The sequence below is a fragment of the Sulfurimonas sp. NW15 genome, assembly GCF_051132285.1.
GTDB classification, from domain to species: Bacteria; Campylobacterota; Campylobacteria; order Campylobacterales; family Sulfurimonadaceae; genus Sulfurimonas; species Sulfurimonas hydrogeniphila.
The window spans coordinates 205,207-224,679 of the sequence record NZ_CP093237.1 but is presented as its reverse complement, the minus strand read 5'-3'; the positions used below and the strand labels follow the sequence as shown (position 1 = coordinate 224,679).

Here is a 19,473-nt window from a genome sequence, read left to right as displayed (position 1 = left end):
TTTTTACTGCCGTTTATAAGTTATCATTCTGTGAAATTTAAATCAGACAAAATTTGTCTTATTTAAAAAAACTGAGTATTTGTATACTCTTCACAAGGAAATATCATGACAAAAGTTATACTGACATTTACATTGGCAATGGTTGCACTACAGGCACAGGACACAGTACACTACGACAAAAAAGAAGTGAAAAAACCGGCTATTGCAAGACCATACCATCCGGGTCAGAATTAATCCGAGGCTATTGATTAAACGCTATCTGATAGCCAAGTCCTTTTACATTTATAAGGAACTCTTTGGAGGTTTTTTCTCTAAAGCGCCTTATAAATGTTCTCAATCTTTCATCACTTACATCTTCCTTCCAAATCATGTTTTTGATTGTTGCATACTCCAAAATACCTCGGTTCCCCTCATAGTTTTTGACTAACGCCTGCAAAAACAGAAGTTCCTTTTTTGAAAGTGCGATATATCTGTTGTTTTTGTATAGACTGTTGGTGGTTTTATTAAATACAAATCCGTCCAAAAAATTTAAAAGCTTTTTACCAATGCTTGCTTCGAGTGAGAGAATATACTGTAAAACCTCATCCGGATCAAAAGGTTTTATAAAGTACTTAACGACTCCGGTATCTATTGCACCCAACAATTTTTCCACATCGCTAAAAGCACTCAGTATTATAATTTTGCTCTGTGGATTTATACGTTTGATCTCCTGAGCCATCTCCAGTCCGCTTTTGTTTGGCATCATAATATCGGTAATCACAACGTCCGGAAAAACCTTCTTGTATATATGTAAGCCCTCATCTCCGTCTTTTGCCAGTAAAAAACTGTGAAAATGGTCTCCGATAGCATTTTTCAGCAACAGTGAAAGTTTTTCTTCATCTTCAACAAATAAAACTTTCAGACTTTTTAAAAATTTATTTCTCATTATCTTTTCTCTCTGTTTTGCAGCGGAATTTTTATACTGAAAGTTGTAGAACCGTTTTTGGATTTTACATCTATGGAACCGTTCAAGCCCTGTTCACAAATCATTCTCGACATAAACAGCCCAAGTCCTGTACCCGAAGAGGAGTGCTTTGTCGTAAAATAGGGTTCAAAGATTTTATAAATCTCTTTTTCTTTGATACCGCCGGCATTGTCACTAAACTCTATAAGTGCAAAATCTTTTTCTTTTTTTACACGTATATGTATCTCTTTTATCAAAACAGACGACTGTAAAAAAGCATCTTTTGAATTTTGGATAAGATTGATAATCACCTGTGTCAACTCATTTGAAATGCCTAAAATTTCCACATCTTCAAACTCGGTATGCACACTGATCATCTCTTTGATTATAATTTTTTCTAAAATGTTTAATGATTCATTGATACTGTCTGCTATTTTGAAATAGTTTTTCTGCTTTGTCGGTTTAAAAAAGTTGGTAAAATCATCAATCGTCGTCGACATATTCTGTATAATTGCCTTGCTCTCATCATACAGATTCTGCACTTCCTCTTCTTCGTTGTTAAGCGCTGCTTTTTTTAAACTAAAGAGTGTCAGACTGAGTTCTGTGAGCGGTTGTCTCCACTGATGGGCTATGTTTGCAAGCATCTCGCCCAGACTTGCAAGCCGTGACTGCCAAAACATCACTTTTTGCTTTTGTTCATTTTTGGCTATCTCTTCTTGCACCCGAAGCTCAAGCGTTTCATTGAGTTCTTTAAGCTCCTGTGTCTTCTCCTGCACCCTTTTTTCAAGATTTTCATTGAGTTCCTGCAGCTCTTTTTCTTTTTGCTCCAGACTCTTTTTGTAAAACACCTCTTTTGTAACATCATAACGAATCGCCACAAACTCTTCAATGTTGTTTTGTTTGTCAAGGATGGGAATGACGGTGGTATTGACATAAAAAGTTCTCCCGTCTTTTGCTCTGTTTTTTACGGTGGCCTTATATGTTTTTTTTGCCTTGATTGTCTCCCACAATTTCTTAAACACGGAGGTTGCGACATCAGGATGTCTGACAATATTGTGGTTTTTCCCGAGCAGTTCCTCTTTTGAATAGCCCGAAATTTTGCAAAACTCCTCATTGACAAAGGTAATGATGCCGTTGACATCCGTTTTTGAGATAATATTGCTTTTTTCAATCGCTTCTTTATACTGTTCTAACATAGTTTAATTTTAGCCAAACTAATCCCAAAGTACACTTACGCCATACTCTTCATTCAAAATTATATTTTTTGTATAGTAAATCTTTTTGCCGTATTTTTTACTGAGCAGTTCCACTTCGAGTTCCCCCTCACTTAAAAGTTCTCTGACCTCCTTGTAACCCAGCCATTTACCGTATTTTGCCAAAGAGTTCTGCCAGATTCTGAAGCTGCATGTAGATTCCGGCGTCACTTCAAACATCTCTCCGTCTTCTGTCTGCCAGTGGGCGTTTGAACAGGCATAGAGTTTTACTTTTTTTCCTCGCACCTCTTTGTCGCGTACTTCAATTGCACCGTCATCGCAATATGGGCATTTTCCTAAAATCATCATCTCACTCCTGATTTTTATGCTATTATTATAAGGCTTTTCAACCACTGCTTCGCAATTTATTGCAATTTGACATATTATAAGGATACAACAATGCAAAACAAATTTATGGATGCGATGAACTTTCGCCATGCCTGTAAAATATTTGATGAAACCAAAAAGATAAGTGATGAAGATATGCACTTTATTCTTGAATGTGGCAGAAAATCACCCTCCTCTTTCGGTATGGAAGCCTGGAAATTTTTGGTCATTACAAACGAAGACCTCAAAGCCGAGCTGAGACCGGCATGCTGGAACCAGGTACAAATCACTTCCTGTTCGCATCTCGTTGTTATTCTTGCCGGAATAGAGAGTCTCAAACCGGAGTCAGGAGAAGTCAAAAAAAGATTTTCAAGGCGTGATATGCCGCAGGAATCACTTAATATGTATATGGACCTCTATGCCAAACATTTGGAAAAAACGCTTAGCAGCGATGAAAATATTTACTGCTGGAGTGCAAGACAGACCTATATAGCTGCTGCCAACATGATGACCGGTGCTGCCTATACAGGAATAGATTCCTGTCCTATAGAAGGATTTGAAAAAGAAAAAGTCGAAGATATTTTAGGTCTTGATACTAAAAAATTTCAAGTCGCAATGGTGCTTCCTTTTGGATACAGACTCAATCCGCAACCAAAACAGATCAGACTGCCGTTCGACGAAGTAGTGGAGTTTATACTCTGAGTGTGGCAGTCAACCGTTTAGGATAAATGAAAAGTTCGAGTGCTTCGGTGACAGACTTGCAGACTATATCCGAAGCGAGCAGACTTTTTGTGCTGCAGCCCTCATCACCAAGTACACAAATGCCTATGTGCGCTTTTTGCAGCATTTTCATATCGTTGTTTCCGTTACCAACAGCCGCACATTCACTTGCATTTAATGCAATAATGTATGCCTCTTTTTCCAAAGTATGGTTTGCACTCTCCAATACCTTTACATGTAAAGCATACTCTTTTAGCTCATTTTTGACACTGCCAAAGGTGTCTGCCGTGATTACATGTAAGGTATACTCTTTGGCCAAAAGCGGCAGCAGTCTCTTTGCCTCTTCCAGTAAAATACCGTCTTTTGCAAGCGTACCGTTATAATCCAAAATAATATGTTTTATATTTCTCTGCATTTTTTTCCTTCCTGTTTTGTATAGTTTTCAAGTCTAAAGCCCGCACTGAAGTACGGGTTCCGAGAAAATCACTTAACTTTAAAATATCGTCTTTTACTACAGTACTGTTATAATCAAGAACAAATTGTTTTGTGTAGTTTTCAAGCCTGAAGCCCGCACTGAAGTACGGGTTCCGAGAAAATCACTTAACTTTGAAATATCGTCTTTTACTACAGTACTGTTATAATCAAGAACAAATTATTTTGTGTAATTTTCAAGCCTAAAGTCGGCACTGAAGTACCGATTCCGATGGATAGTACAGTTTTTCACAACCCGTACTTCAGTGTCAATGCCATTAAGTTAAGCATCTTTTTCGGAACCGGTACTTCAGTGCCGGCTTTGTTTTTTTGAAGACTAAAGCCTGGGTTCCAGGAAAATCTCAGTTTTTGTCTTAACTTAATGGCATTGATGCTTCAGTACAGATTCCTGCATACTTCTTAATCTCTCTTTTAGTCAAAGAAGACTAGTATATGAAAAAATATTTAGGACATTATACATTATGAAAGGTATAAAACTCACACAATACAGTCACGGGGCGGGTTGCGGCTGTAAAATTTCTCCAAAACTGCTTGATACTATTTTAACAACCACGAGAGAAACGATTGCTTACCCTGATTTGCTTGTCGGCAATTCTTCAAAAGATGATGCCGCGGCTTTTGATTTGGGCAACGGGACGTCTGTTTTAAGCACGACTGACTTTTTTATGCCCATAGTCGATGACCCGTTTACTTTTGGGCGCATAGCTGCCACCAATGCCATCAGCGATATTTACGCTATGGGCGGTAAACCGCTTATGGCCATTTCCATTTTTGGCTGGCCGATTGACAAGCTTGATGCGGATGTGGCACGCGAAGTTATTGACGGCGGCCGCTCAGTCTGTGAAGAAGCAGGTATTCCACTGGCAGGCGGGCACAGTATAGATTCTCCCGAACCTATATTTGGACTTGCAGTTACAGGCATAGCACAAAATGAACATCTTAAACGCAATGATACTGCCGAAATCGACTGCGAACTCTACCTCACAAAACCACTGGGGATAGGCATACTGACAACGGCACAAAAACAGGGAAAAATTGCCGAGGGCGACATAGATATTGCCGTAGAAGCCATGTGTACCCTGAACAAAATCGGTGCAGAAATCTCCGCATTAAAAGGCGTGACCGCACTTACCGATGTGACAGGTTTCGGACTGCTTGGGCACTTAAGCGAAATATGTGAGGGAAGCAGTATCAGCGCTGTTGTAGAGTTTGACAAAGTACCGACACTCAAAAATGTCAAAAAGTATCTGAAGATGGGCTGTGTTCCGGGAGGCACACGCAGAAACTTTGAGAGTTACGGAAATAAAATTTCTCCGATGTCCCAAGAACAGCAGGACATTTTATGTGACGCACAAACCTCTGGCGGACTGCTGTGTGTGGTGAAAAAAGATACAAAAGAAGCCTTTTTGGCACTTACAAAAAATGCAGGGCTTTGCCTGGAACCAATCGGATTTACATGTAAAGCAAGCAAATATCTTGTAGAGGTAGTCTGACTTTGCCCAATAATATTACAAATGTAACAGATGATTTTTTATCTATTGTCCTCAATGAAACACCTCTGCTTGATGTCCGCGCCCCTGTTGAGTTTGAAAAAGGAAAGTTTATCAATGCAACAAACCTGCCTATACTTGATGATGAAGAACGCAGACTTGTCGGCATACGGTACAAAGAGGCCGGAAATGACGCAGCCATAAAGCTGGCCGAGTCTCTTATTCAAAATGAGGGAAAAGAGAAAAGAGTCCGCCTCTGGCAGGACTACCTCAAAAAAAATCCCGAGGCAAAGCTTTACTGTTTTAGAGGAGGACAACGCTCAGGGATTGCGCAGGAGTGGCTCAAAGAGAGCAATATTGATATTACCCGACTCAAAGGCGGATACAAGGCTTTTCGCAATTTTTTGATGCAACAGAGTGAAGACATCAGTACGCAGACACCCACACTAATTTTAGGCGGCAGAACAGGCTCGGGAAAAACCATTCTTTTAAATAAACTGCCAAATGCCATTGACCTTGAAGCCGTTGCCAATCATCGCGGCTCTTCATTTGGAAGTTTTGTCAACGCACAGCCCTCGCAGATTGATTTTGAAAACAATCTTGCCTACAAACTCATACAGTTTCATCATAAAAATTTTACCCATCTTGTTTTGGAACATGAAAGCCATAATATCGGCAGAACATTTATTCCAAAACCCGTATATGACAATTTTATGCAGGGACAGCTTGTATTGCTGCAGACTCCGATTGAAGTTCGCGCACTCATAACGTATGAGGAGTATGTTCTTGGCGCACTCAAAGAGTATACATTACAATACGGGGAAGAAGGTCCGCAAATATGGGCACACAATGTACAATCAGGGCTCAAAAGAATCCAAAAACGTCTGGGTGACCAGCTTTACAGACAACTTGCACAACTCTTTGACGAAGCCTGTTCCCAAGATACCCAGGCAGAGGCAAAAACATTCTACTTGGAGTGGATTACCCTTTTGTTACAAAGATACTACGATCCGATGTATGATTACCAGATTAAAAAGAGTCCCATACCTGTTGTTTTTGAGGGAAATGCTTCTGATGTGTTGCACTTTTTACAACACCAGTTATGAAAATATGATACAATTTCCTCATGCAAAACAATTCAACACAATTAGAGCTTTTAAACAATACAAATAAAACCTTTGAAGAAGAGTTTTTCCGATATGCCAAACCTTTTGAGTACGAAAAAGGGTCTTCGCCATTTTATCCGGATGATCTGCTCAAATATTTTTATATAGTCGTTAACGGCAGAGTCAAAACATATCAGATAAACTTTCAGACAAACAAAGAACAGACTCTCTTCATCTATAAGCGCGGAGATATGTTTGATGTCATCTCCCTGCTTGACGGCAAACCGCATGAGGTTATTTATGAGGTTATCGAAGATACAAATATTTTACGCCTGCCGATTGAAAGAGTCCGCTACTGGCTTGAAAATGATGCTACTTTTAACAAAAAGTTCTTTCCCTACCTTGCTGCGCATATGCGCTATACGGAAGAACTTGCTACCGAACTTGCCCTGTATGATACAAAAGAGCGTTTTTTAAATCTTTTAGTACAGAATTTAAACCCCAATCACAGATTCCGCTACCAACTCCTGCAAAATCTCTCCAACAGTGAAATAGCAAAACTGCTCGGAACGGTCCGTCATGTTATAGAGAGAAGCATCAAACAGCTCAAAGCCGACGACATCATAGAAACCAGCAGACGCAACATAAAAGTAAAGAATCTTCAAAAACTTTTAGACAAAACCTCCCAAATGCTACTTAAGTAGCAAAAGAATTTTTCAAAACAGACTATCATTTCTTAAATAAAAATTTAAGGAGTGAGACATGTTAGTGACAAGACATAGAAATCCGATACAAAATACAAGAAGATTTGATTTGATTAACGAATTTTTTAATGCACTGGAAACACAAAGCAGCGAAGAGCCAAGAGAGGTTTTTGACTTTGTACCGGCTGTCAATACGAGAGAAGGGGACGATGCCTACTATATTGAGCTTGATCTGCCGGGTATAAAAAAAGAGGATGTGGAGATCAGTGTTGACAAAAACATCTTAACCATCAAAGGCAAAAGAGAAGTAAAAAAAGAAGAAGAGAAAGAGGACTACTACAGAATAGAGAGTGCCTACGGTACTTTTTCAAGAAGTTTTACGCTCCCTGAAAAAGTAGACAGTGAAAATATCCGTGCAACCGGAGAAAACGGGGTGGTCGAGATTACCATACCAAAACTGAAAGTCGAAAAAGATACAACGAAAAAAATTGAAATCGAGTAAGGAGGATTATCATGGATATCGTACAAACATCAAAAGAGTTAGTGGAAAAAGCGGAAGAAAAAGTTGAAAAAGGTTTGGAAGTTGTCAAAGATACATTTCACAATGTAGCATCACATCTTCCTCTGGCAAACCTTGCAAAACATCGTAATGACACCTTCACAATCGAAGTTGATTTACCGGGTGTTAAAAAAGAAGATATAGAATTAAAAGTCGAAGATGACTATCTGACTGTTACAGCGGTCAGAAAATTTAAAAACGAGGTCAAAGAGGATGATTACTATCTCTGTGAATCAAATTTTGGCGTCATCTCAAGAAGTTTTATCCTGCCTGACAATATAGACAGAGATAAAATTCAGGCAAAATTTGAAGACGGAAGACTGTACCTGACTCTTGAAAAACTCGAATCCAAAAAGACAAAGAACATCAGCATCCAATAACAAAGGGTGCTGACACAAGGAGTTAGCCATGAAAAAACTAGTAAGCAGTCTGTTGCTTTCATCTTTGCTGACCGGATCTGCATTCGCGAGTATGGATGCAATGAACCCCTATGATGCAGATTTTGCAAGAATGAACCAGTATTTCAACTCTTTAATAGAGTCACACTTAAGCAGTTCGGCATTAAATAATTTCAGTTATCCGAGAACGGACATTCAGGATGCAAAAGACAAAATAGTATTAAAGTTTGATTTGGCGGGAGTTGACAAAAAAAATATTAAACTTTCCATTGATGACAATAAAATTTTGACTGTAAAAGGTGAGAAAAAAGAGTCCAAAGAAGAAAAATCCAAAGATTTTGTCAAAAAAGAGATTTTTTACGGTGAGTTTCAAAAATCAATTCAACTGCCTGAAAATATTGATGAAAGCAAACTTGCAACAAAATTTGAAAACGGTATTTTAACCGTCACGATTCCTAAAACAGAAGTTAAAAAACCAAAAGCAAGACTTATCCCTATAAAATAATTAATTTTTTCTGCTAGAATTCCTCTATGAATTCATACGCAGAAAAATTTACCAACGCTATAAAAAACAGTTTTTTTAATAAACTTCCCAAACATGAACAGGAGTTTATCAAAGAGAAATCCTTTGAGTACAAATTTTCCTATCAGGAAATCAAACAGATAATCAATTTCGCGCGAGATCTGGGGATGTGGGATGAGAAAAGAATCACTGCAGTATTTCCCGAACATCCCCAAAGAAAAGTTGTTTTCTCCAGGCTTAAAAAAGCCTATGAAAATATACGCAACAAACCAAATTCCTACAAAAACTTTACCCTCAAAAATATCCCCCAAGAACAAAAATATACCTTTAAAACAGTACCAAAAGAAGGTTTTGGCCTTGGACTCTGCCCTGTGGCAAGTGAAAAGACACGCTGCTGCAATCTGCTCACGCTTGATGCGGTTGAGAGCTGCGGGTTTGACTGTTCCTACTGTTCCATTCAGAGTTTTTACAATCAAAATACCATTACCTTTGACAGCAGTTTTGCAGACAAACTCTTAAATCTGCAACTTGATCCAAACAAGACCTACCACATAGGTACCGGTCAGGCATCGGACTCACTGATGTTTGGCAACCGGGAGGGTGTTTTGGATGCTCTTTTTGCCTTTGCAAGAAAAAATCCCAATGTCATTTTAGAATTTAAAACAAAATCGGACAATATAAAATATCTGCTTGAAAATGAAGTGCCGAAAAATATACTCTGTACCTGGAGTCTCAATACCCAGACTATTATTGACAATGAAGAACATCTCACCGCTTCGCTTGCAAAACGTATAGTAGCCGCTCGAAAAATGGCGGACAAAGGGGTTAAAGTCGGCTTTCATTTTCATCCCATTGTAGAATACGAAGGCTATCTTGACGAATATCAAGAAGTATATGAAGAACTTATACTAAAATTCTCTCCACAAGAGGTTGCGCTTGTCAGTTTTGGGACATTGACTTTTATCAAACCGGTGATTAAACAGCTGCGCGAACGCGAGTTTAGAACTAAAATCACACAAATACCGCATGAAGACGCCAGCGGAAAGACATCGTATCCAGACAGTACGAAGGTTGAAATGTTCAAACATGCCTACACCAGCTTTGCTCCATGGCGCCGCCAGGTATTTTTCTATTTGTGCATGGAAGAGCATCATATGTGGGCAAAAACATTCGGCTACCAATACTCTACAAACAATGACTTTGAACACGCTATGCTAGGGGCATACTGTGAAAAACTCGGTCTAGATTTTTTATTATAAAAAGGAATAGTTTTATGCAAACAAAAGAAAGTTATTTTTTATCACAGCCGCATCAGCCGTTTTTTCTTTTAGGTATTATCAATGCAATCATTATGATGCTTATTTTTGCGTTAAATTATAAGGGAATCTTCTCTTTACATGCAGACTCGCTGACATTTCACAGCTACTCTTTGATATTTTTGGTTTTTACAAATTTTTTTACAGGGTTCTTATTTACAACTTTTCCGCGTTTTAATCAGACACAGGTGATAGCAAAAAAATACTATTCCAATATTTTTTATGCAAACACGCTTGCATCACTGCTTTTTCTTATCGGTATTTTCAGCTCTGAAACCCTTTTACTCGGGGCAATGGTTATAAGTCTGACAGCTCAGGTTTTTATAGTATTGAAACTAAAAAACATCTATGAAACAGGAATGGCAGCGGACAAATCAGACTCATTTTGGATACTCAATGCAAACTACTTTGGACTCTTTGGCAATTTTCTTTTTATACTCTCTTTATTTATACCGGAAATTTTACCAGTTGCCATCAGTATCTCTTTTTACATGTACCTTATTTTTCTTGCTTTTAGTGTCGGACAGAGAATGATTCCTTTCTTCTCCCATTCATTTGCGCCAAAAAATGAAAATTTTGTCAAAATTGTTTTTGTTTTGTTTATTTTAAAAAGTATCTTTGTTTCTGCAGATATAAAAAGCTTGCAGATAGTTATAGATTTACTGCTTGCCGGTTATATGTTTTTTGAGTTTAAACGCTGGGATTTACACCCTTTGCAGTCCCCTCCTATTTTATGGGTACTGCATCTTGCACTTTTTTGGCTGCCTTTGTCTTTCTTTCTTTCAGCGCTCAGTTTGGGTGCGGAGATATTTTTAGATACCTCTTTTTTCTTTTTAAATATTCATCTTCTGGCAATAGGTTTTTTAACAACACTCCTTATAGGCTTTGGAACACGTGTGACACTCGGTCACTCGGGACAACCGCCGCAGGCAGATACATTGGCAACAAAGATATTTTTGTTTATACAGATTGTTGTGTTGTTCCGTGCGCTTTACAGTATCAATATAGCTTTTGGATGGGGGCTTGGATTTTTGTTTGACATCTCTTTTACTGCCTGGCTCTTGCTCTTTTTGATTTGGGGAGGGAGATATTTTCAAGTATTGGTTTTTGGAAAGAAATTGTAGCATTGTTTTGCAAAAAGCAAAATTTTCAGATCGGGCTGGCACTTCAATGCCAATGCCATTCAATCAAGCGGTTTTTTCGGAACCCGTACTTCAGTGCGGGCTTTGCATCTTTTAAGACTTATTCCTGGGTTACAGAAAATATTTAATTTTCTCACAAGCCACGCTTTGGCGCCGGAAAACCCGGGTTCCGATAAATACGTGACTTTTACTGCATTTTGATTATAAAAGTATTGTCAGCTTCTTCAACTTTAAACTTGTGTTTGCCGCAGAATTCATCATTCATATGGTTGACCATCTCCAATGACTTCATCAACGCCTCATCTTTTGATGCTATTTCCGTACTACTTTGAAGATTACTTCTTTTAAAACAGCCACATTCTCTATCTACTATTATTTTAAACATATTCTCATCCTTGTTAAGTTTTTATGCAATAATATCACGTACAACTTGTTCTACTCTTATTCATAAATAGAATGAAATTTTTACATTTTCATCTAAGATATGCTGCTCCTTGGTTGGGATTGGTATTATAATACTTTGAAACTTTTTCTATAGCCTGGGTTTTAATTTCCAAGACACACAGCCCGCACTGAAGTACGGGTTCCGAAAAAACCGCTTGATTGTATGGCATTGGCAATGAAACATAAATTTTAAAGGAAATAACTTCAGAACCGGTCAGTGCCGTTAAGTTAAGCGGCTTTTTTAAAACTACTCCTTCATACAATTTAGACTTTTGCACCCTAACAGTCGGCACCAAAGTACCGATTCCGATTAAGCGGCTTTTCGGAACCCGTACTTCAGTGCAGGTTCCGGTAAAACAGTTGATTGTATGGCATTGGCACTGAAACATAAATTTTAAAGGAAATAACTTCAGAACCGCTCAATGCAGTTAAGTTAAGCGGCTTTTTTAAAACCACTCCTTCATACAATTTAGACTTTTGCACCCTAACAGTCGGCACCAAAGTACCGATTCCGATTAAGCGGCTTTTCGGAACCCGTACTTCAGTGCGGGCTTTGTGTTTTGTCAGGTTACACTATAGCGTTCAAACCCAAGTTCTTTGGAAACATCAAGTTTTTTCTTAACCGGATTATTTAAAGAAGAGGGAAGAATTAATGCTATAATGTCACCATATTAACACAACGGAATTACCATGAAAAAAGAGACAAGCCCTTACCTGGAACTGGGCAAAATGAATACCCTGCGTGTCGATAGAGACACAACACCCGGCCTGTACCTTATGGCTGAGGACGGCAATGATGTCCTTCTTCCCGGACAGTATGTCACAGATGATATGTGCGAAAATGCTCTTGTAGATGTTTTTTTATACACAGATTCTGAAGACAGACTGGTAGCCACTACCGACAGACCCCTTGCAATGCTGGATGATTTTGCACTCCTGGAAGTCGTGGATGTGGCTCCTTTCGGTGCTTTTATGAACTGGGGACTGCCAAAAGATTTACTTGTCCCTAAGATGTTTCAAAAAACACCTTTTGAAATCGGCGAAAAAAGATTTATTCGCATCATATATGACGAACGGACACACAGACTCGTCGGCACAGAAAAACTCGGTGATTTTTTTGATCGTAAAGTCAAAGACCTTGCACAGAACAAAGAGGCAGAAATATTAGTCATTTCCAAAACGCCGCTTGGCTTTAAATGTATTGTCAATGGTAAATATGAAGGACTGATATATCACAATGAAATATTTGAAGAGATAAAACTGGGAGACAAAAAGACTGCCTATGTCAAAACAGTGCGCAAAGACGGCAATATCGACCTTACACTCCGGCGTCCCGGCAGTAAAAAAGACGGCTCCTCTGCCCAAAAAGTTCTCAATCTGTTAGAACAGAACAAGGGTATTATGCCTTATAACTACAAAAGTGATGCCGAGCTGATTAAAAATGTATTTGGTCTGAGTAAAAAAGAGTTCAAACGTTCCTTGACACAACTTCAGGATGACGGAAAAATTACGGTCAAAGATACCGGTATATATCTCAAGGCAAAGTAATGGCAAAAAAGAAACAAACACATGATTTAAGTAAAAAAAATGTAGAATACATACAGGACAATATCTTTTACAAAGTTTTACGTTTTAACCCTTCAAATATGACAGTGGATGTAATAAAGATAGAAAAGAATGAAAAAACAAATACTGAAATGCCTTTTGCACATTTGCCTAAAGCAGTAAAAAAGAGTATAAAGCCCAATTAATCCTGGGCTCTATGGACGCATATCCATAATGAATCATGTTAAAGATATACAAGGAGAATCGCAAGTAAGATTATATACTTAAATTGTTACAATAGTGTTAACAAAACTTGAAAAAGGAGTAAAAATATGAAAAAATGCAATACACTGCAGGAAGTAAGAGACGAAGTGGATATTATTGACAAAAAACTTGTTGAACTGATATCTGAGCGCAGCCATTTAATTCGTCAGGCAGCCGGTTTCAAAGAGAGTGTGGCAGAGGTAAAAGCCCAGGACAGGATTGATGATATTATGCAGAAAGTAAGAAAAAAGGCGATTGAACTCAATGTCAATCCGAATATGATCTCTGAACTCTTTAAAATAATGATTGATGAAATGGTTGAAACGGAAATAAGTGAGTTAAGAAACGCCGGGAATTTTTAAAATTAAAAAGAGGCCGGGACCTCTTTTGCCTATTTGTATCTGTAGGTGATACGCCCTTTGTCCAAAGAGTATGGTGTCAACTCAAGTTTCACTTTGTCTCCTGGAAGTATTTTAATATAGTGCATACGCATTTTACCTGCGATATGACACAGTATAACATGTCCGTTTTCTAATTCAACACGAAAAGTTGCGTTCGGCAAAGCCTCTATAATCTTGCCGTCAACTTCAATAACATCTGCTTTAGCCATTTTAGTCCTTTATAAAGAAATTTCTTACTTTAACTCTCACGCAAGAGATAAAATTTCAGCTTTACCGTCAACAACTGCGACAGTGTGCTCATAGTGAGAACCGCGTAAACCGTCGGTACTGACAACATCCCACCCGTTATCCAAGATAACAGGTTTTGGCTCTTTTTGACATATCATAGGTTCCAGACAAAAAACCATTCCGTTTTTTATTTTCGGTCCGGATTTCGCATTTCCGCCCGCCAAATAATTAGGAATTTCAGGTTCTTCATGAGGTTTTCTTCCTATTCCGTGTCCACAAAAATTACGTAAAGGAACAAAACCGCGCTCCAATATGAACTGTTCCATTAAATAGGAAAGTTCTTTAAAGCGCATTCCTTCTTTGATATTTTCAATAGCATAATACAAAGTATCTTTTGCACAGGCTATTAAATCTTCATCTTCTTTGCTGATTTCTCCGACACCCATGCTTATTGCGGCATCACCGAACCAGCCATCAAGTTCTGTTCCAATGTCATACCCTATAACATCTCCTTCCTGGAGTTTGTAGTCACTTGGAATGCCATGAATAATAACTTCATTGAGTGAGGTGCATACCGCATTTGGGAAGCCGTACAATCCTTTAAAAGAGGGTTTTGCACCATGAGAGCGAATATAATCCTCTGCCATGGCATCCATCTCTTTTAAACTCATACCGACTTTGGTATTTTTACGAAGAAGGTCTAATGTGCCGCCGACAATTTTGTTGGCGGCACGAAGTTTTTCAATTTCTTGAGGTTTTCTAAGCGCAATAGCCATTGCTACAGACCAACTGCACTGAGAGTTTCATATTTACTCATGTATATCTGAGCTTCTATCTTTCTCATTGTGTCAAGAGCAACCTGCACAACGATCAGCACGGCAGTACCGCCAAAGAAGAACGGTACCCCCATCCCTTTTATAATCATAAAAGGCAGAGTCGCAACGAGTCCAAGATAGAGTGCTCCGGTAAATGTCAATCTGCTTGCCGTTTCATTCAAGAACTCTCTCGTAGCATCACCGGTACGGATACCGGGAATAAACCCGCCTTGACGTTTGAGATTATCCGCAATATCTTTTGCGTTGAATGTGATTGAGGCATAAAAGAATGCAAAAAACACAACAAACACAAAGGTCAAAAAGTTAAAAAAGTAACTGTTTGGATTCAGATAATCTGCAATAGCCTGCATAGCCGGATTTGTACTGCTTGAAAGCACGGTCATCGGAAACATTAAAATTGCCGAGGCAAAGATAACCGGGATAACACCCGCCAGATTCACTTTAATAGGAATATAGTTCATTACACGTTTGTTTTGGTTTTGCATCATCGTCTTTTTCGCATAGGTTATAGGCACACGACGCTCACCAAGCTCAACATAAATGATAATTCCTACCGTTGTCAGAATCAAAGCAAGAATTGCTATGACAGTAATAAAACTCATTGCACCGGTATTTACCATTTCGATTGTTTGACCAATTGCTCTTGGAATTGCCGAAACAATACCTGCGAAGATAATAAGAGAGATACCATTACCGATTCCGCTTTGTGTAATCTGCTCACCAATCCACATTAAAAGCATTGTACCTGCAAGCATTGAAACAGCAGAAAGCATGATAAATGTAGTGTGATCGGCAAGAATTGCAGAGTTGCCCGTAGGTCCGGTTAAGCTTTGCAGTCCTACACTGACACCGACAGCCTGAATTAATGTTATAACGATAGTCGCATAACGAATAATCTGCATATATTTCACCATACCGTCACGCTCTTTTTTCATTTGACCAAGTGTCGGAAATGTTGCAGCTAAAAGCTCCATAATAATTGAGGCGGTGATATAAGGCATAATGCCGAGTGAAATAATAGAGAGTCTCTGTACAGCATTTCCGCTGAACATGTTAAACAATCCCAATGCGTCTGATTGATGTGAGTCGAAGAAAGAAGCAATAACAGCTGTATCTACGCCAGGAACCGGCACATAGGCCAGTAGGCGGTAGATAAATAAAAAACCGATAGTAATAAGTATCTTATTTACTAGATTTTTATTCACAACTAGTTACCTGTTGTTGTAACGTTTTCGTCTTTAATTTTCGATGCCAAATCTTTTGCTTTGGCACCTACTAGTTTAATTTTAGTCACTGAAGAAGCAACCTTGTGAACTGAACGGATTGATTCCATTGTAATTTCACCAAGTTCTGCTACAGCTTTGATTTTTTCAACGTTTATCACATACGGTTTGATCACTTTCGAGTGAAAACCGATTTTTGGCAAACGTTTTGCAAGTGGCTGTTGCCCACCTTCAAAGTTTCTTTTTCTTTTGTAACCTGAACGAGATTTCTGACCTTTTTGACCACGAGCGGCAGTCTTACCAGTACCAGAACCTTGACCACGTCCAACACGTTTGCGAGAATGTGTTGAACCCGGAGCAGGTTGTAAATTTTCAATACCCATTTTCCTATCCTTTTATACGAGAAAGTGCTTCAATTGTAGCACGTACCAGTGTGTTTGGATTGTTTGAACCGATTGACTTTGTAAGGATATCTTTAATCCCTGCAAGTTCAAGAACAGGTCTCGCTGCTCCACCGGCAATAACACCGGTACCTTCTGATGCCGGCTTTAATAAAACACGACTGGCATTGTACTTGTGCTCAATGTCATGTGCTATTGTAGAACCTTTTATCTTAACAGTTGTTAAATTTTTAAAAGCATTGTCTACAGCTTTGCGTATAGCATCAGGAACCTCTTTTGCTTTACCAACACCATAACCTACAGTACCGTTTTTGTCACCAACAACGATAAGTGCAGTAAAACGAAAACGTCTACCACCCTTAACAACTTTTGTTACACGACCAATATTTACTATTGATTCTTCAAAATCATCTCTATTGATTTCCATCTGTGCTCCTAGAACTTGATTTCGTTTGCACGAATTGCGTCACCAAATGCAGCAATTACGCCGTGATATTGGTAACCATTACGGTCAAATACAATCTCAGAGATGTTTGCTTCTTTGAGTTTGGCAGCAAATGCCTCACCAAGTGCAGCAGCACCTTCTTTATTAGCTTTGTGACCAGTAGCCTTTGAGTGTAGTGAACAAATTGTTGTTGCAGTTGCATCATCAATTGCCTGTACACTTAAGTAACGGTTTGATTTAAATACAGAAACACGAGGAAGTTCAGCACTACCGGATATTTTTGCACGGATACGACGCTTACGTTTTAAACGATTCGCAATTTTGCTTTTTAATACTTTAGCATTCATCTATCTTCCTCCCTTATTTCTTAGCAGTTTTACCGGCTTTACGCACGATATGCTCATCTATGTATTTAACACCTTTACCTTTGTAAGGCTCTGGTGGACGGAATGATCTAATCTCTGCAGCTGCCTGACCCAACATTTGTTTGTCATGGCTTTTAAGAGTTATCACATTCTTTTCAACGCTTGCTTCCAAACCTTCAGGTAACTCATAATTGATATCATGAGAAAAACCAAGCTGAAGATTTAAAACTTTTCCTTTAACGGCTGCTCTGTAACCAACACCGTTAATTTCAAGTTTTTTCTCATAACCGGTAGTCAAACCTGTTACGATATTTTGGGCCAATGCTCTGAAAGTTCCCCAGAAAGCTCTATGCTCACGAGAGTCTGAAAGATTTTTAAAAGTTAAAGTGTTTCCTTCTACTTCGAAAGTCACATAACCTTTAGTATCTAAATCAACACTGTTTTTGCCTTTAGCAAAAGTTATAACATTTCCATTTGTAGTAACAGTAATGTCACTGGCAAATTCTACAGGATTTTTTCCAATTCTTGACATGCTATACTCCTACCATACCGTACACATAACTTCACCACCAATGCCAAGCTCATATGCTTTGTCATTTGGTAGTACGCCATGTGATGTACTTACAATAATAGTTCCGTAACCATTTTTGAAACGTTTAATATCTTCTTTACCTTTATAAACACGACGTCCAGGCTTTGAAACTCTTTTCATTTCATTGATTACAGATTTTCCATCTTCACCGTACTTCAGTACAACTTTGATAGTTTTTTTCACACCGTCTTCGATTACATTACAAGACTCAATGTAACCTTTGTCTACTAAGATATTTGCTACTGCTTCTACACTTTTAGAGTGTACCAAAGTAGTAACCGGTAATCTTCTCATACCGGCATTACGAATACGTGTTAACGCATCTGATACTAAATCATTAATTGCCATTTATATTTTCCTTGTTTGTAGTTATTTTGTTTTTGCAAAATAACTGCTGACTGCTAGCAGTTTCCTCTTGGCTTACCAAGAAGACTTTCTAACACCTGGTATTAAACCTTCATTTGCCATTTTTCTAAAACAGATACGACAAATTCCAAAATCTCTCAGTACAGAGTGTGGACGACCACAAATCTGACAACGTGTATAACCACGTACCTTAAATTTTGGAGTACGTTTTGCTTTAGCTATCATTGACTTCTTAGCCATTAGTTGCTCCCTTTACTAAAAGGCATTCCCATTTTCTCTAAAAGAGTAAATGCCGCCTTGTCTGAATCTGCAGATGTTACTATTGTAATATTCATACCATGAATCTGCATGATTGAATCATAGCTGATTTCAGGGAAAATAAGTTGTTCCTGAAGACCGAAGTTATAGTTACCGCGACCGTCAAAACCATTTCTCGGAACACCACGGAAATCTTTCACACGAGGAAGTGCGATAGAAACAAGGCGATCGAAGAAGTTATACATATTTTCACCACGAAGTGTTACACGAACACCTACAGGCATACCTTCACGTACTTTAAAACCTGCAACAGATTTCTTCGCAATCACAGTAGAAGCTTTTTGACCGGCTATAGTAGTGATAGTATCTTCAATATTTTTAATGAGTTTGTTATCTTTCATAGCAAAACCTGCACCGACAGAGATAACAATTTTGTCAAATTCAGGAATCTGCATTACATTTTTAATATCTAAAGCTGCTTGAATTTCCGGCTTAAGCGCTAAATATTTTTCTTTTAAACGAGCCATCTATTATGCCTCCACTTTGCGTACGTTTGAAACATCGATTGGCATCTCTTTTTTGATATGCCCGCCTTTTGTATTCTCTTCAGTTGGTTTAACAGCTTTTTTCGCTATTTTACAACCCTCAACGATTACTTTGTTTTTCTTAGGAAATACCGCAAGTACAGCTGCTTTTGTACCTTTGTCATCTCCAGCGATAATTTCTACAATATCGCCTTTTTTAAACTTAAATTTTGCCATTACACAACCTCCGGAGCAAGAGATACAATTTTCATGAATCCTGCGTAACGTACTTCACGACCGATTGGTCCAAAGATACGAGTACCGATTGGTTCTCTCTTGTCATCAAGTATAACTGCCGCATTGTCATCAAAACGGATTAAAGAACCGTTTTCACGTTGGACTTCTTTATGCGTTCTAACAACAACAGCTTTTACAACTTTACCTTTTTTAACTTTGGCAGTCGGGATCGCTTTTTTTACAGAAGCAACGATAACGTCACCCACTGATGCATAACGACGCTTGGAACCGCCAAGTACCTTAATACACATAATCTCTTTAGCACCTGTATTATCAGCTACATTTAAACGAGTAAAACCTTGTATCATACT

31 protein-coding genes are annotated in these 19,473 nt (G+C 38.5%); 13 read left to right on the top strand and 18 right to left on the bottom strand.

Features of this window, described 5'->3' with window-relative positions:
• Positions 1 to 105: 105 nt before the first annotated feature.
• A complete protein-coding gene (locus MLC52_RS01205; protein ID WP_255613235.1) occupies positions 106 to 234 on the top strand; it encodes a hypothetical protein in 129 nt (42 codons plus the stop codon).
• 7 nt (positions 235 to 241) lie between these two features.
• Here the strand turns inward: MLC52_RS01205 and MLC52_RS01200 are convergent, their stop codons facing one another.
• From MLC52_RS01200 to MLC52_RS01190, 3 genes are read right to left on the bottom strand one after another with little or no spacing between them, the layout of a single operon-like run.
• On the bottom strand, positions 242 to 925 hold the full coding sequence (locus tag MLC52_RS01200; protein WP_434580893.1) for a response regulator transcription factor: 684 nt from the start codon (positions 923 to 925) through the stop codon (positions 242 to 244).
• Positions 925 to 2,139, bottom strand: coding sequence for a PAS domain-containing sensor histidine kinase (locus MLC52_RS01195; RefSeq protein ID WP_434580891.1), 1,215 nt, complete (start codon positions 2,137 to 2,139; stop codon positions 925 to 927). Before MLC52_RS01195 ends, MLC52_RS01200 begins: the two co-directional genes overlap by 1 nt.
• 18 nt (positions 2,140 to 2,157) lie before the next feature.
• A complete protein-coding gene (locus MLC52_RS01190; protein ID WP_434580889.1) occupies positions 2,158 to 2,505 on the bottom strand; it encodes a hypothetical protein in 348 nt (115 codons plus the stop codon).
• Positions 2,506 to 2,595: 90 nt separating this feature from the next.
• Here MLC52_RS01190 and MLC52_RS01185 point away from each other — a divergent pair, with 90 nt between their 5' ends.
• Positions 2,596 to 3,225, top strand: coding sequence for an NAD(P)H-dependent oxidoreductase (locus tag MLC52_RS01185; protein WP_434580887.1), 630 nt, complete (start codon positions 2,596 to 2,598; stop codon positions 3,223 to 3,225).
• Here the strand turns inward: MLC52_RS01185 and MLC52_RS01180 are convergent.
• Positions 3,215 to 3,658: an HAD family hydrolase gene (locus MLC52_RS01180; RefSeq protein WP_151901230.1), complete on the bottom strand. Its 444-nt coding sequence runs from the start codon at positions 3,656 to 3,658 to the stop codon at positions 3,215 to 3,217. The two genes, MLC52_RS01185 and MLC52_RS01180, sit on opposite strands and share 11 nt — an antisense overlap.
• Positions 3,659 to 4,193: 535 nt before the next feature.
• Between MLC52_RS01180 and selD the strand changes: the two genes are divergently transcribed.
• The 8 genes from selD to MLC52_RS01140 are packed head-to-tail and all read left to right on the top strand — an operon-like array spanning position 4,194 to position 10,955.
• A complete protein-coding gene (gene selD, locus MLC52_RS01175) occupies positions 4,194 to 5,228 on the top strand; it encodes a selenide, water dikinase SelD (RefSeq protein ID WP_434581614.1) in 1,035 nt (344 codons plus the stop codon).
• Positions 5,229 to 5,230: 2 nt separating this feature from the next.
• Positions 5,231 to 6,331: a tRNA 2-selenouridine(34) synthase MnmH gene (gene mnmH, locus MLC52_RS01170; RefSeq protein ID WP_346389195.1), complete on the top strand. Its 1,101-nt coding sequence runs from the start codon at positions 5,231 to 5,233 to the stop codon at positions 6,329 to 6,331.
• 20 nt (positions 6,332 to 6,351) lie between these two features.
• A complete protein-coding gene (locus MLC52_RS01165) occupies positions 6,352 to 7,035 on the top strand; it encodes a Crp/Fnr family transcriptional regulator (RefSeq protein WP_434580885.1) in 684 nt (227 codons plus the stop codon).
• A gap of 58 nt (positions 7,036 to 7,093) precedes the next feature.
• Complete coding sequence (locus tag MLC52_RS01160) at positions 7,094 to 7,537, top strand: Hsp20/alpha crystallin family protein (protein ID WP_434580883.1); 444 nt, start codon at positions 7,094 to 7,096, stop codon at positions 7,535 to 7,537.
• 11 nt (positions 7,538 to 7,548) lie between these two features.
• The gene (locus MLC52_RS01155) at positions 7,549 to 7,974 is read left to right on the top strand and encodes an Hsp20/alpha crystallin family protein (protein ID WP_151901234.1); all 426 of its coding nucleotides are present in this window, start codon (positions 7,549 to 7,551) and stop codon (positions 7,972 to 7,974) included.
• A gap of 28 nt (positions 7,975 to 8,002) precedes the next feature.
• A complete protein-coding gene (locus MLC52_RS01150; protein WP_151901235.1) occupies positions 8,003 to 8,497 on the top strand; it encodes an Hsp20/alpha crystallin family protein in 495 nt (164 codons plus the stop codon).
• A 26-nt stretch (positions 8,498 to 8,523) separates the two neighbouring features.
• On the top strand, positions 8,524 to 9,774 hold the full coding sequence (locus MLC52_RS01145) for a radical SAM protein (protein ID WP_434580881.1): 1,251 nt from the start codon (positions 8,524 to 8,526) through the stop codon (positions 9,772 to 9,774).
• Positions 9,775 to 9,788: 14 nt separating this feature from the next.
• On the top strand, positions 9,789 to 10,955 hold the full coding sequence (locus tag MLC52_RS01140) for an NnrS family protein (RefSeq protein ID WP_434580880.1): 1,167 nt from the start codon (positions 9,789 to 9,791) through the stop codon (positions 10,953 to 10,955).
• A gap of 205 nt (positions 10,956 to 11,160) precedes the next feature.
• On the opposite strand, the gene MLC52_RS01135 is transcribed toward MLC52_RS01140, so the two are convergent.
• Together MLC52_RS01135 and MLC52_RS01130 are read right to left on the bottom strand one after the other, a co-directional pair.
• Complete coding sequence (locus tag MLC52_RS01135) at positions 11,161 to 11,358, bottom strand: hypothetical protein (protein WP_434580879.1); 198 nt, start codon at positions 11,356 to 11,358, stop codon at positions 11,161 to 11,163.
• An 88-nt stretch (positions 11,359 to 11,446) separates the two neighbouring features.
• Positions 11,447 to 11,680, bottom strand: a complete 234-nt coding sequence (locus tag MLC52_RS01130) for a hypothetical protein (protein ID WP_434580878.1) — start codon at positions 11,678 to 11,680, stop codon at positions 11,447 to 11,449.
• Positions 11,681 to 12,107: 427 nt separating this feature from the next.
• Between MLC52_RS01130 and MLC52_RS01125 the strand changes: the two genes are divergently transcribed.
• From MLC52_RS01125 to MLC52_RS01115, 3 genes are all read left to right on the top strand, one after another.
• The gene (locus MLC52_RS01125) at positions 12,108 to 12,965 is read left to right on the top strand and encodes a CvfB family protein (protein WP_346389191.1); all 858 of its coding nucleotides are present in this window, start codon (positions 12,108 to 12,110) and stop codon (positions 12,963 to 12,965) included.
• Positions 12,965 to 13,168 (top strand): hypothetical protein, encoded by a 204-nt coding sequence (locus MLC52_RS01120; protein ID WP_434580877.1) that lies wholly within the window; start codon positions 12,965 to 12,967, stop codon positions 13,166 to 13,168. Before MLC52_RS01125 ends, MLC52_RS01120 begins: the two co-directional genes overlap by 1 nt.
• Before the next feature lie 126 nt (positions 13,169 to 13,294).
• Positions 13,295 to 13,588: a chorismate mutase gene (locus tag MLC52_RS01115; RefSeq protein ID WP_151901264.1), complete on the top strand. Its 294-nt coding sequence runs from the start codon at positions 13,295 to 13,297 to the stop codon at positions 13,586 to 13,588.
• 29 nt (positions 13,589 to 13,617) lie between these two features.
• Here the strand turns inward: MLC52_RS01115 and infA are convergent, their stop codons facing one another.
• From infA to rplN, 12 genes are all read right to left on the bottom strand, one after another.
• On the bottom strand, positions 13,618 to 13,836 hold the full coding sequence (gene infA, locus MLC52_RS01110) for a translation initiation factor IF-1 (protein ID WP_151901263.1): 219 nt from the start codon (positions 13,834 to 13,836) through the stop codon (positions 13,618 to 13,620).
• A 36-nt stretch (positions 13,837 to 13,872) separates the two neighbouring features.
• Positions 13,873 to 14,631, bottom strand: coding sequence for a type I methionyl aminopeptidase (gene map / locus MLC52_RS01105; protein ID WP_151901262.1), 759 nt, complete (start codon positions 14,629 to 14,631; stop codon positions 13,873 to 13,875).
• A 2-nt stretch (positions 14,632 to 14,633) separates the two neighbouring features.
• Complete coding sequence (gene secY / locus MLC52_RS01100) at positions 14,634 to 15,896, bottom strand: preprotein translocase subunit SecY (RefSeq protein ID WP_418640939.1); 1,263 nt, start codon at positions 15,894 to 15,896, stop codon at positions 14,634 to 14,636.
• A 2-nt stretch (positions 15,897 to 15,898) separates the two neighbouring features.
• The gene (gene rplO, locus MLC52_RS01095) at positions 15,899 to 16,297 is read right to left on the bottom strand and encodes a 50S ribosomal protein L15 (protein ID WP_151901260.1); all 399 of its coding nucleotides are present in this window, start codon (positions 16,295 to 16,297) and stop codon (positions 15,899 to 15,901) included.
• Between the two features lie 4 nt (positions 16,298 to 16,301).
• The gene (gene rpsE / locus MLC52_RS01090; RefSeq protein WP_151901259.1) at positions 16,302 to 16,742 is read right to left on the bottom strand and encodes a 30S ribosomal protein S5; all 441 of its coding nucleotides are present in this window, start codon (positions 16,740 to 16,742) and stop codon (positions 16,302 to 16,304) included.
• An 8-nt stretch (positions 16,743 to 16,750) separates the two neighbouring features.
• Positions 16,751 to 17,107 (bottom strand): 50S ribosomal protein L18, encoded by a 357-nt coding sequence (rplR, locus tag MLC52_RS01085; RefSeq protein WP_151901258.1) that lies wholly within the window; start codon positions 17,105 to 17,107, stop codon positions 16,751 to 16,753.
• A gap of 13 nt (positions 17,108 to 17,120) precedes the next feature.
• Positions 17,121 to 17,657 carry a 50S ribosomal protein L6 gene (gene rplF / locus MLC52_RS01080; RefSeq protein WP_151901257.1) on the bottom strand — a complete coding sequence of 179 codons (537 nt, stop codon included), beginning with the start codon at positions 17,655 to 17,657 and terminating at the stop codon, positions 17,121 to 17,123.
• A gap of 9 nt (positions 17,658 to 17,666) precedes the next feature.
• A complete protein-coding gene (gene rpsH / locus MLC52_RS01075) occupies positions 17,667 to 18,065 on the bottom strand; it encodes a 30S ribosomal protein S8 (protein WP_151901256.1) in 399 nt (132 codons plus the stop codon).
• A 72-nt stretch (positions 18,066 to 18,137) separates the two neighbouring features.
• On the bottom strand, positions 18,138 to 18,323 hold the full coding sequence (locus tag MLC52_RS01070; RefSeq protein WP_151901255.1) for a type Z 30S ribosomal protein S14: 186 nt from the start codon (positions 18,321 to 18,323) through the stop codon (positions 18,138 to 18,140).
• Positions 18,323 to 18,868: a 50S ribosomal protein L5 gene (gene rplE, locus MLC52_RS01065; protein ID WP_151901254.1), complete on the bottom strand. Its 546-nt coding sequence runs from the start codon at positions 18,866 to 18,868 to the stop codon at positions 18,323 to 18,325. Before rplE ends, MLC52_RS01070 begins: the two co-directional genes overlap by 1 nt.
• Positions 18,869 to 18,871: 3 nt before the next feature.
• Complete coding sequence (gene rplX, locus MLC52_RS01060; RefSeq protein ID WP_151901253.1) at positions 18,872 to 19,102, bottom strand: 50S ribosomal protein L24; 231 nt, start codon at positions 19,100 to 19,102, stop codon at positions 18,872 to 18,874.
• Entirely contained in the window at positions 19,102 to 19,470 is a 369-nt protein-coding gene (gene rplN / locus MLC52_RS01055) for a 50S ribosomal protein L14 (RefSeq protein WP_013326030.1), read from the bottom strand. Before rplN ends, rplX begins: the two co-directional genes overlap by 1 nt.
• Positions 19,471 to 19,473: the final 3 nt, after the last annotated feature.

Excerpts from the sequence above, each read along its gene's own strand:
- MLC52_RS01205 (WP_255613235.1), top strand. The coding sequence starts at position 106 with ATGACAAAAGTTATACTGACATTTACATTGGCAATGGTTGCACTACAG.
- MLC52_RS01200 (WP_434580893.1), bottom strand. The coding sequence starts at position 925 with ATGAGAAATAAATTTTTAAAAAGTCTGAAAGTTTTATTTGTTGAAGAT.
- MLC52_RS01195 (WP_434580891.1), bottom strand. The coding sequence starts at position 2,139 with ATGTTAGAACAGTATAAAGAAGCGATTGAAAAAAGCAATATTATCTCA.
- MLC52_RS01190 (WP_434580889.1), bottom strand. The coding sequence starts at position 2,505 with ATGATGATTTTAGGAAAATGCCCATATTGCGATGACGGTGCAATTGAA.
- MLC52_RS01185 (WP_434580887.1), top strand. The coding sequence starts at position 2,596 with ATGCAAAACAAATTTATGGATGCGATGAACTTTCGCCATGCCTGTAAA.
- MLC52_RS01180 (WP_151901230.1), bottom strand. The coding sequence starts at position 3,658 with ATGCAGAGAAATATAAAACATATTATTTTGGATTATAACGGTACGCTT.
- MLC52_RS01165 (WP_434580885.1), top strand. The coding sequence starts at position 6,352 with ATGCAAAACAATTCAACACAATTAGAGCTTTTAAACAATACAAATAAA.
- MLC52_RS01160 (WP_434580883.1), top strand. The coding sequence starts at position 7,094 with ATGTTAGTGACAAGACATAGAAATCCGATACAAAATACAAGAAGATTT.
- MLC52_RS01155 (WP_151901234.1), top strand. The coding sequence starts at position 7,549 with ATGGATATCGTACAAACATCAAAAGAGTTAGTGGAAAAAGCGGAAGAA.
- MLC52_RS01150 (WP_151901235.1), top strand. The coding sequence starts at position 8,003 with ATGAAAAAACTAGTAAGCAGTCTGTTGCTTTCATCTTTGCTGACCGGA.
- MLC52_RS01145 (WP_434580881.1), top strand. The coding sequence starts at position 8,524 with ATGAATTCATACGCAGAAAAATTTACCAACGCTATAAAAAACAGTTTT.
- MLC52_RS01140 (WP_434580880.1), top strand. The coding sequence starts at position 9,789 with ATGCAAACAAAAGAAAGTTATTTTTTATCACAGCCGCATCAGCCGTTT.
- MLC52_RS01135 (WP_434580879.1), bottom strand. The coding sequence starts at position 11,358 with ATGTTTAAAATAATAGTAGATAGAGAATGTGGCTGTTTTAAAAGAAGT.
- MLC52_RS01125 (WP_346389191.1), top strand. The coding sequence starts at position 12,108 with ATGAAAAAAGAGACAAGCCCTTACCTGGAACTGGGCAAAATGAATACC.
- MLC52_RS01120 (WP_434580877.1), top strand. The coding sequence starts at position 12,965 with ATGGCAAAAAAGAAACAAACACATGATTTAAGTAAAAAAAATGTAGAA.
- MLC52_RS01115 (WP_151901264.1), top strand. The coding sequence starts at position 13,295 with ATGAAAAAATGCAATACACTGCAGGAAGTAAGAGACGAAGTGGATATT.
- infA (WP_151901263.1), bottom strand. The coding sequence starts at position 13,836 with ATGGCTAAAGCAGATGTTATTGAAGTTGACGGCAAGATTATAGAGGCT.
- map (WP_151901262.1), bottom strand. The coding sequence starts at position 14,631 with ATGGCTATTGCGCTTAGAAAACCTCAAGAAATTGAAAAACTTCGTGCC.
- rplO (WP_151901260.1), bottom strand. The coding sequence starts at position 16,297 with ATGGGTATTGAAAATTTACAACCTGCTCCGGGTTCAACACATTCTCGC.
- rpsE (WP_151901259.1), bottom strand. The coding sequence starts at position 16,742 with ATGGAAATCAATAGAGATGATTTTGAAGAATCAATAGTAAATATTGGT.
- rplR (WP_151901258.1), bottom strand. The coding sequence starts at position 17,107 with ATGAATGCTAAAGTATTAAAAAGCAAAATTGCGAATCGTTTAAAACGT.
- rplF (WP_151901257.1), bottom strand. The coding sequence starts at position 17,657 with ATGTCAAGAATTGGAAAAAATCCTGTAGAATTTGCCAGTGACATTACT.
- rpsH (WP_151901256.1), bottom strand. The coding sequence starts at position 18,065 with ATGGCAATTAATGATTTAGTATCAGATGCGTTAACACGTATTCGTAAT.
- MLC52_RS01070 (WP_151901255.1), bottom strand. The coding sequence starts at position 18,323 with ATGGCTAAGAAGTCAATGATAGCTAAAGCAAAACGTACTCCAAAATTT.
- rplE (WP_151901254.1), bottom strand. The coding sequence starts at position 18,868 with ATGGCTCGTTTAAAAGAAAAATATTTAGCGCTTAAGCCGGAAATTCAA.
- rplX (WP_151901253.1), bottom strand. The coding sequence starts at position 19,102 with ATGGCAAAATTTAAGTTTAAAAAAGGCGATATTGTAGAAATTATCGCT.
- rplN (WP_013326030.1), bottom strand. The coding sequence starts at position 19,470 with ATGATACAAGGTTTTACTCGTTTAAATGTAGCTGATAATACAGGTGCT.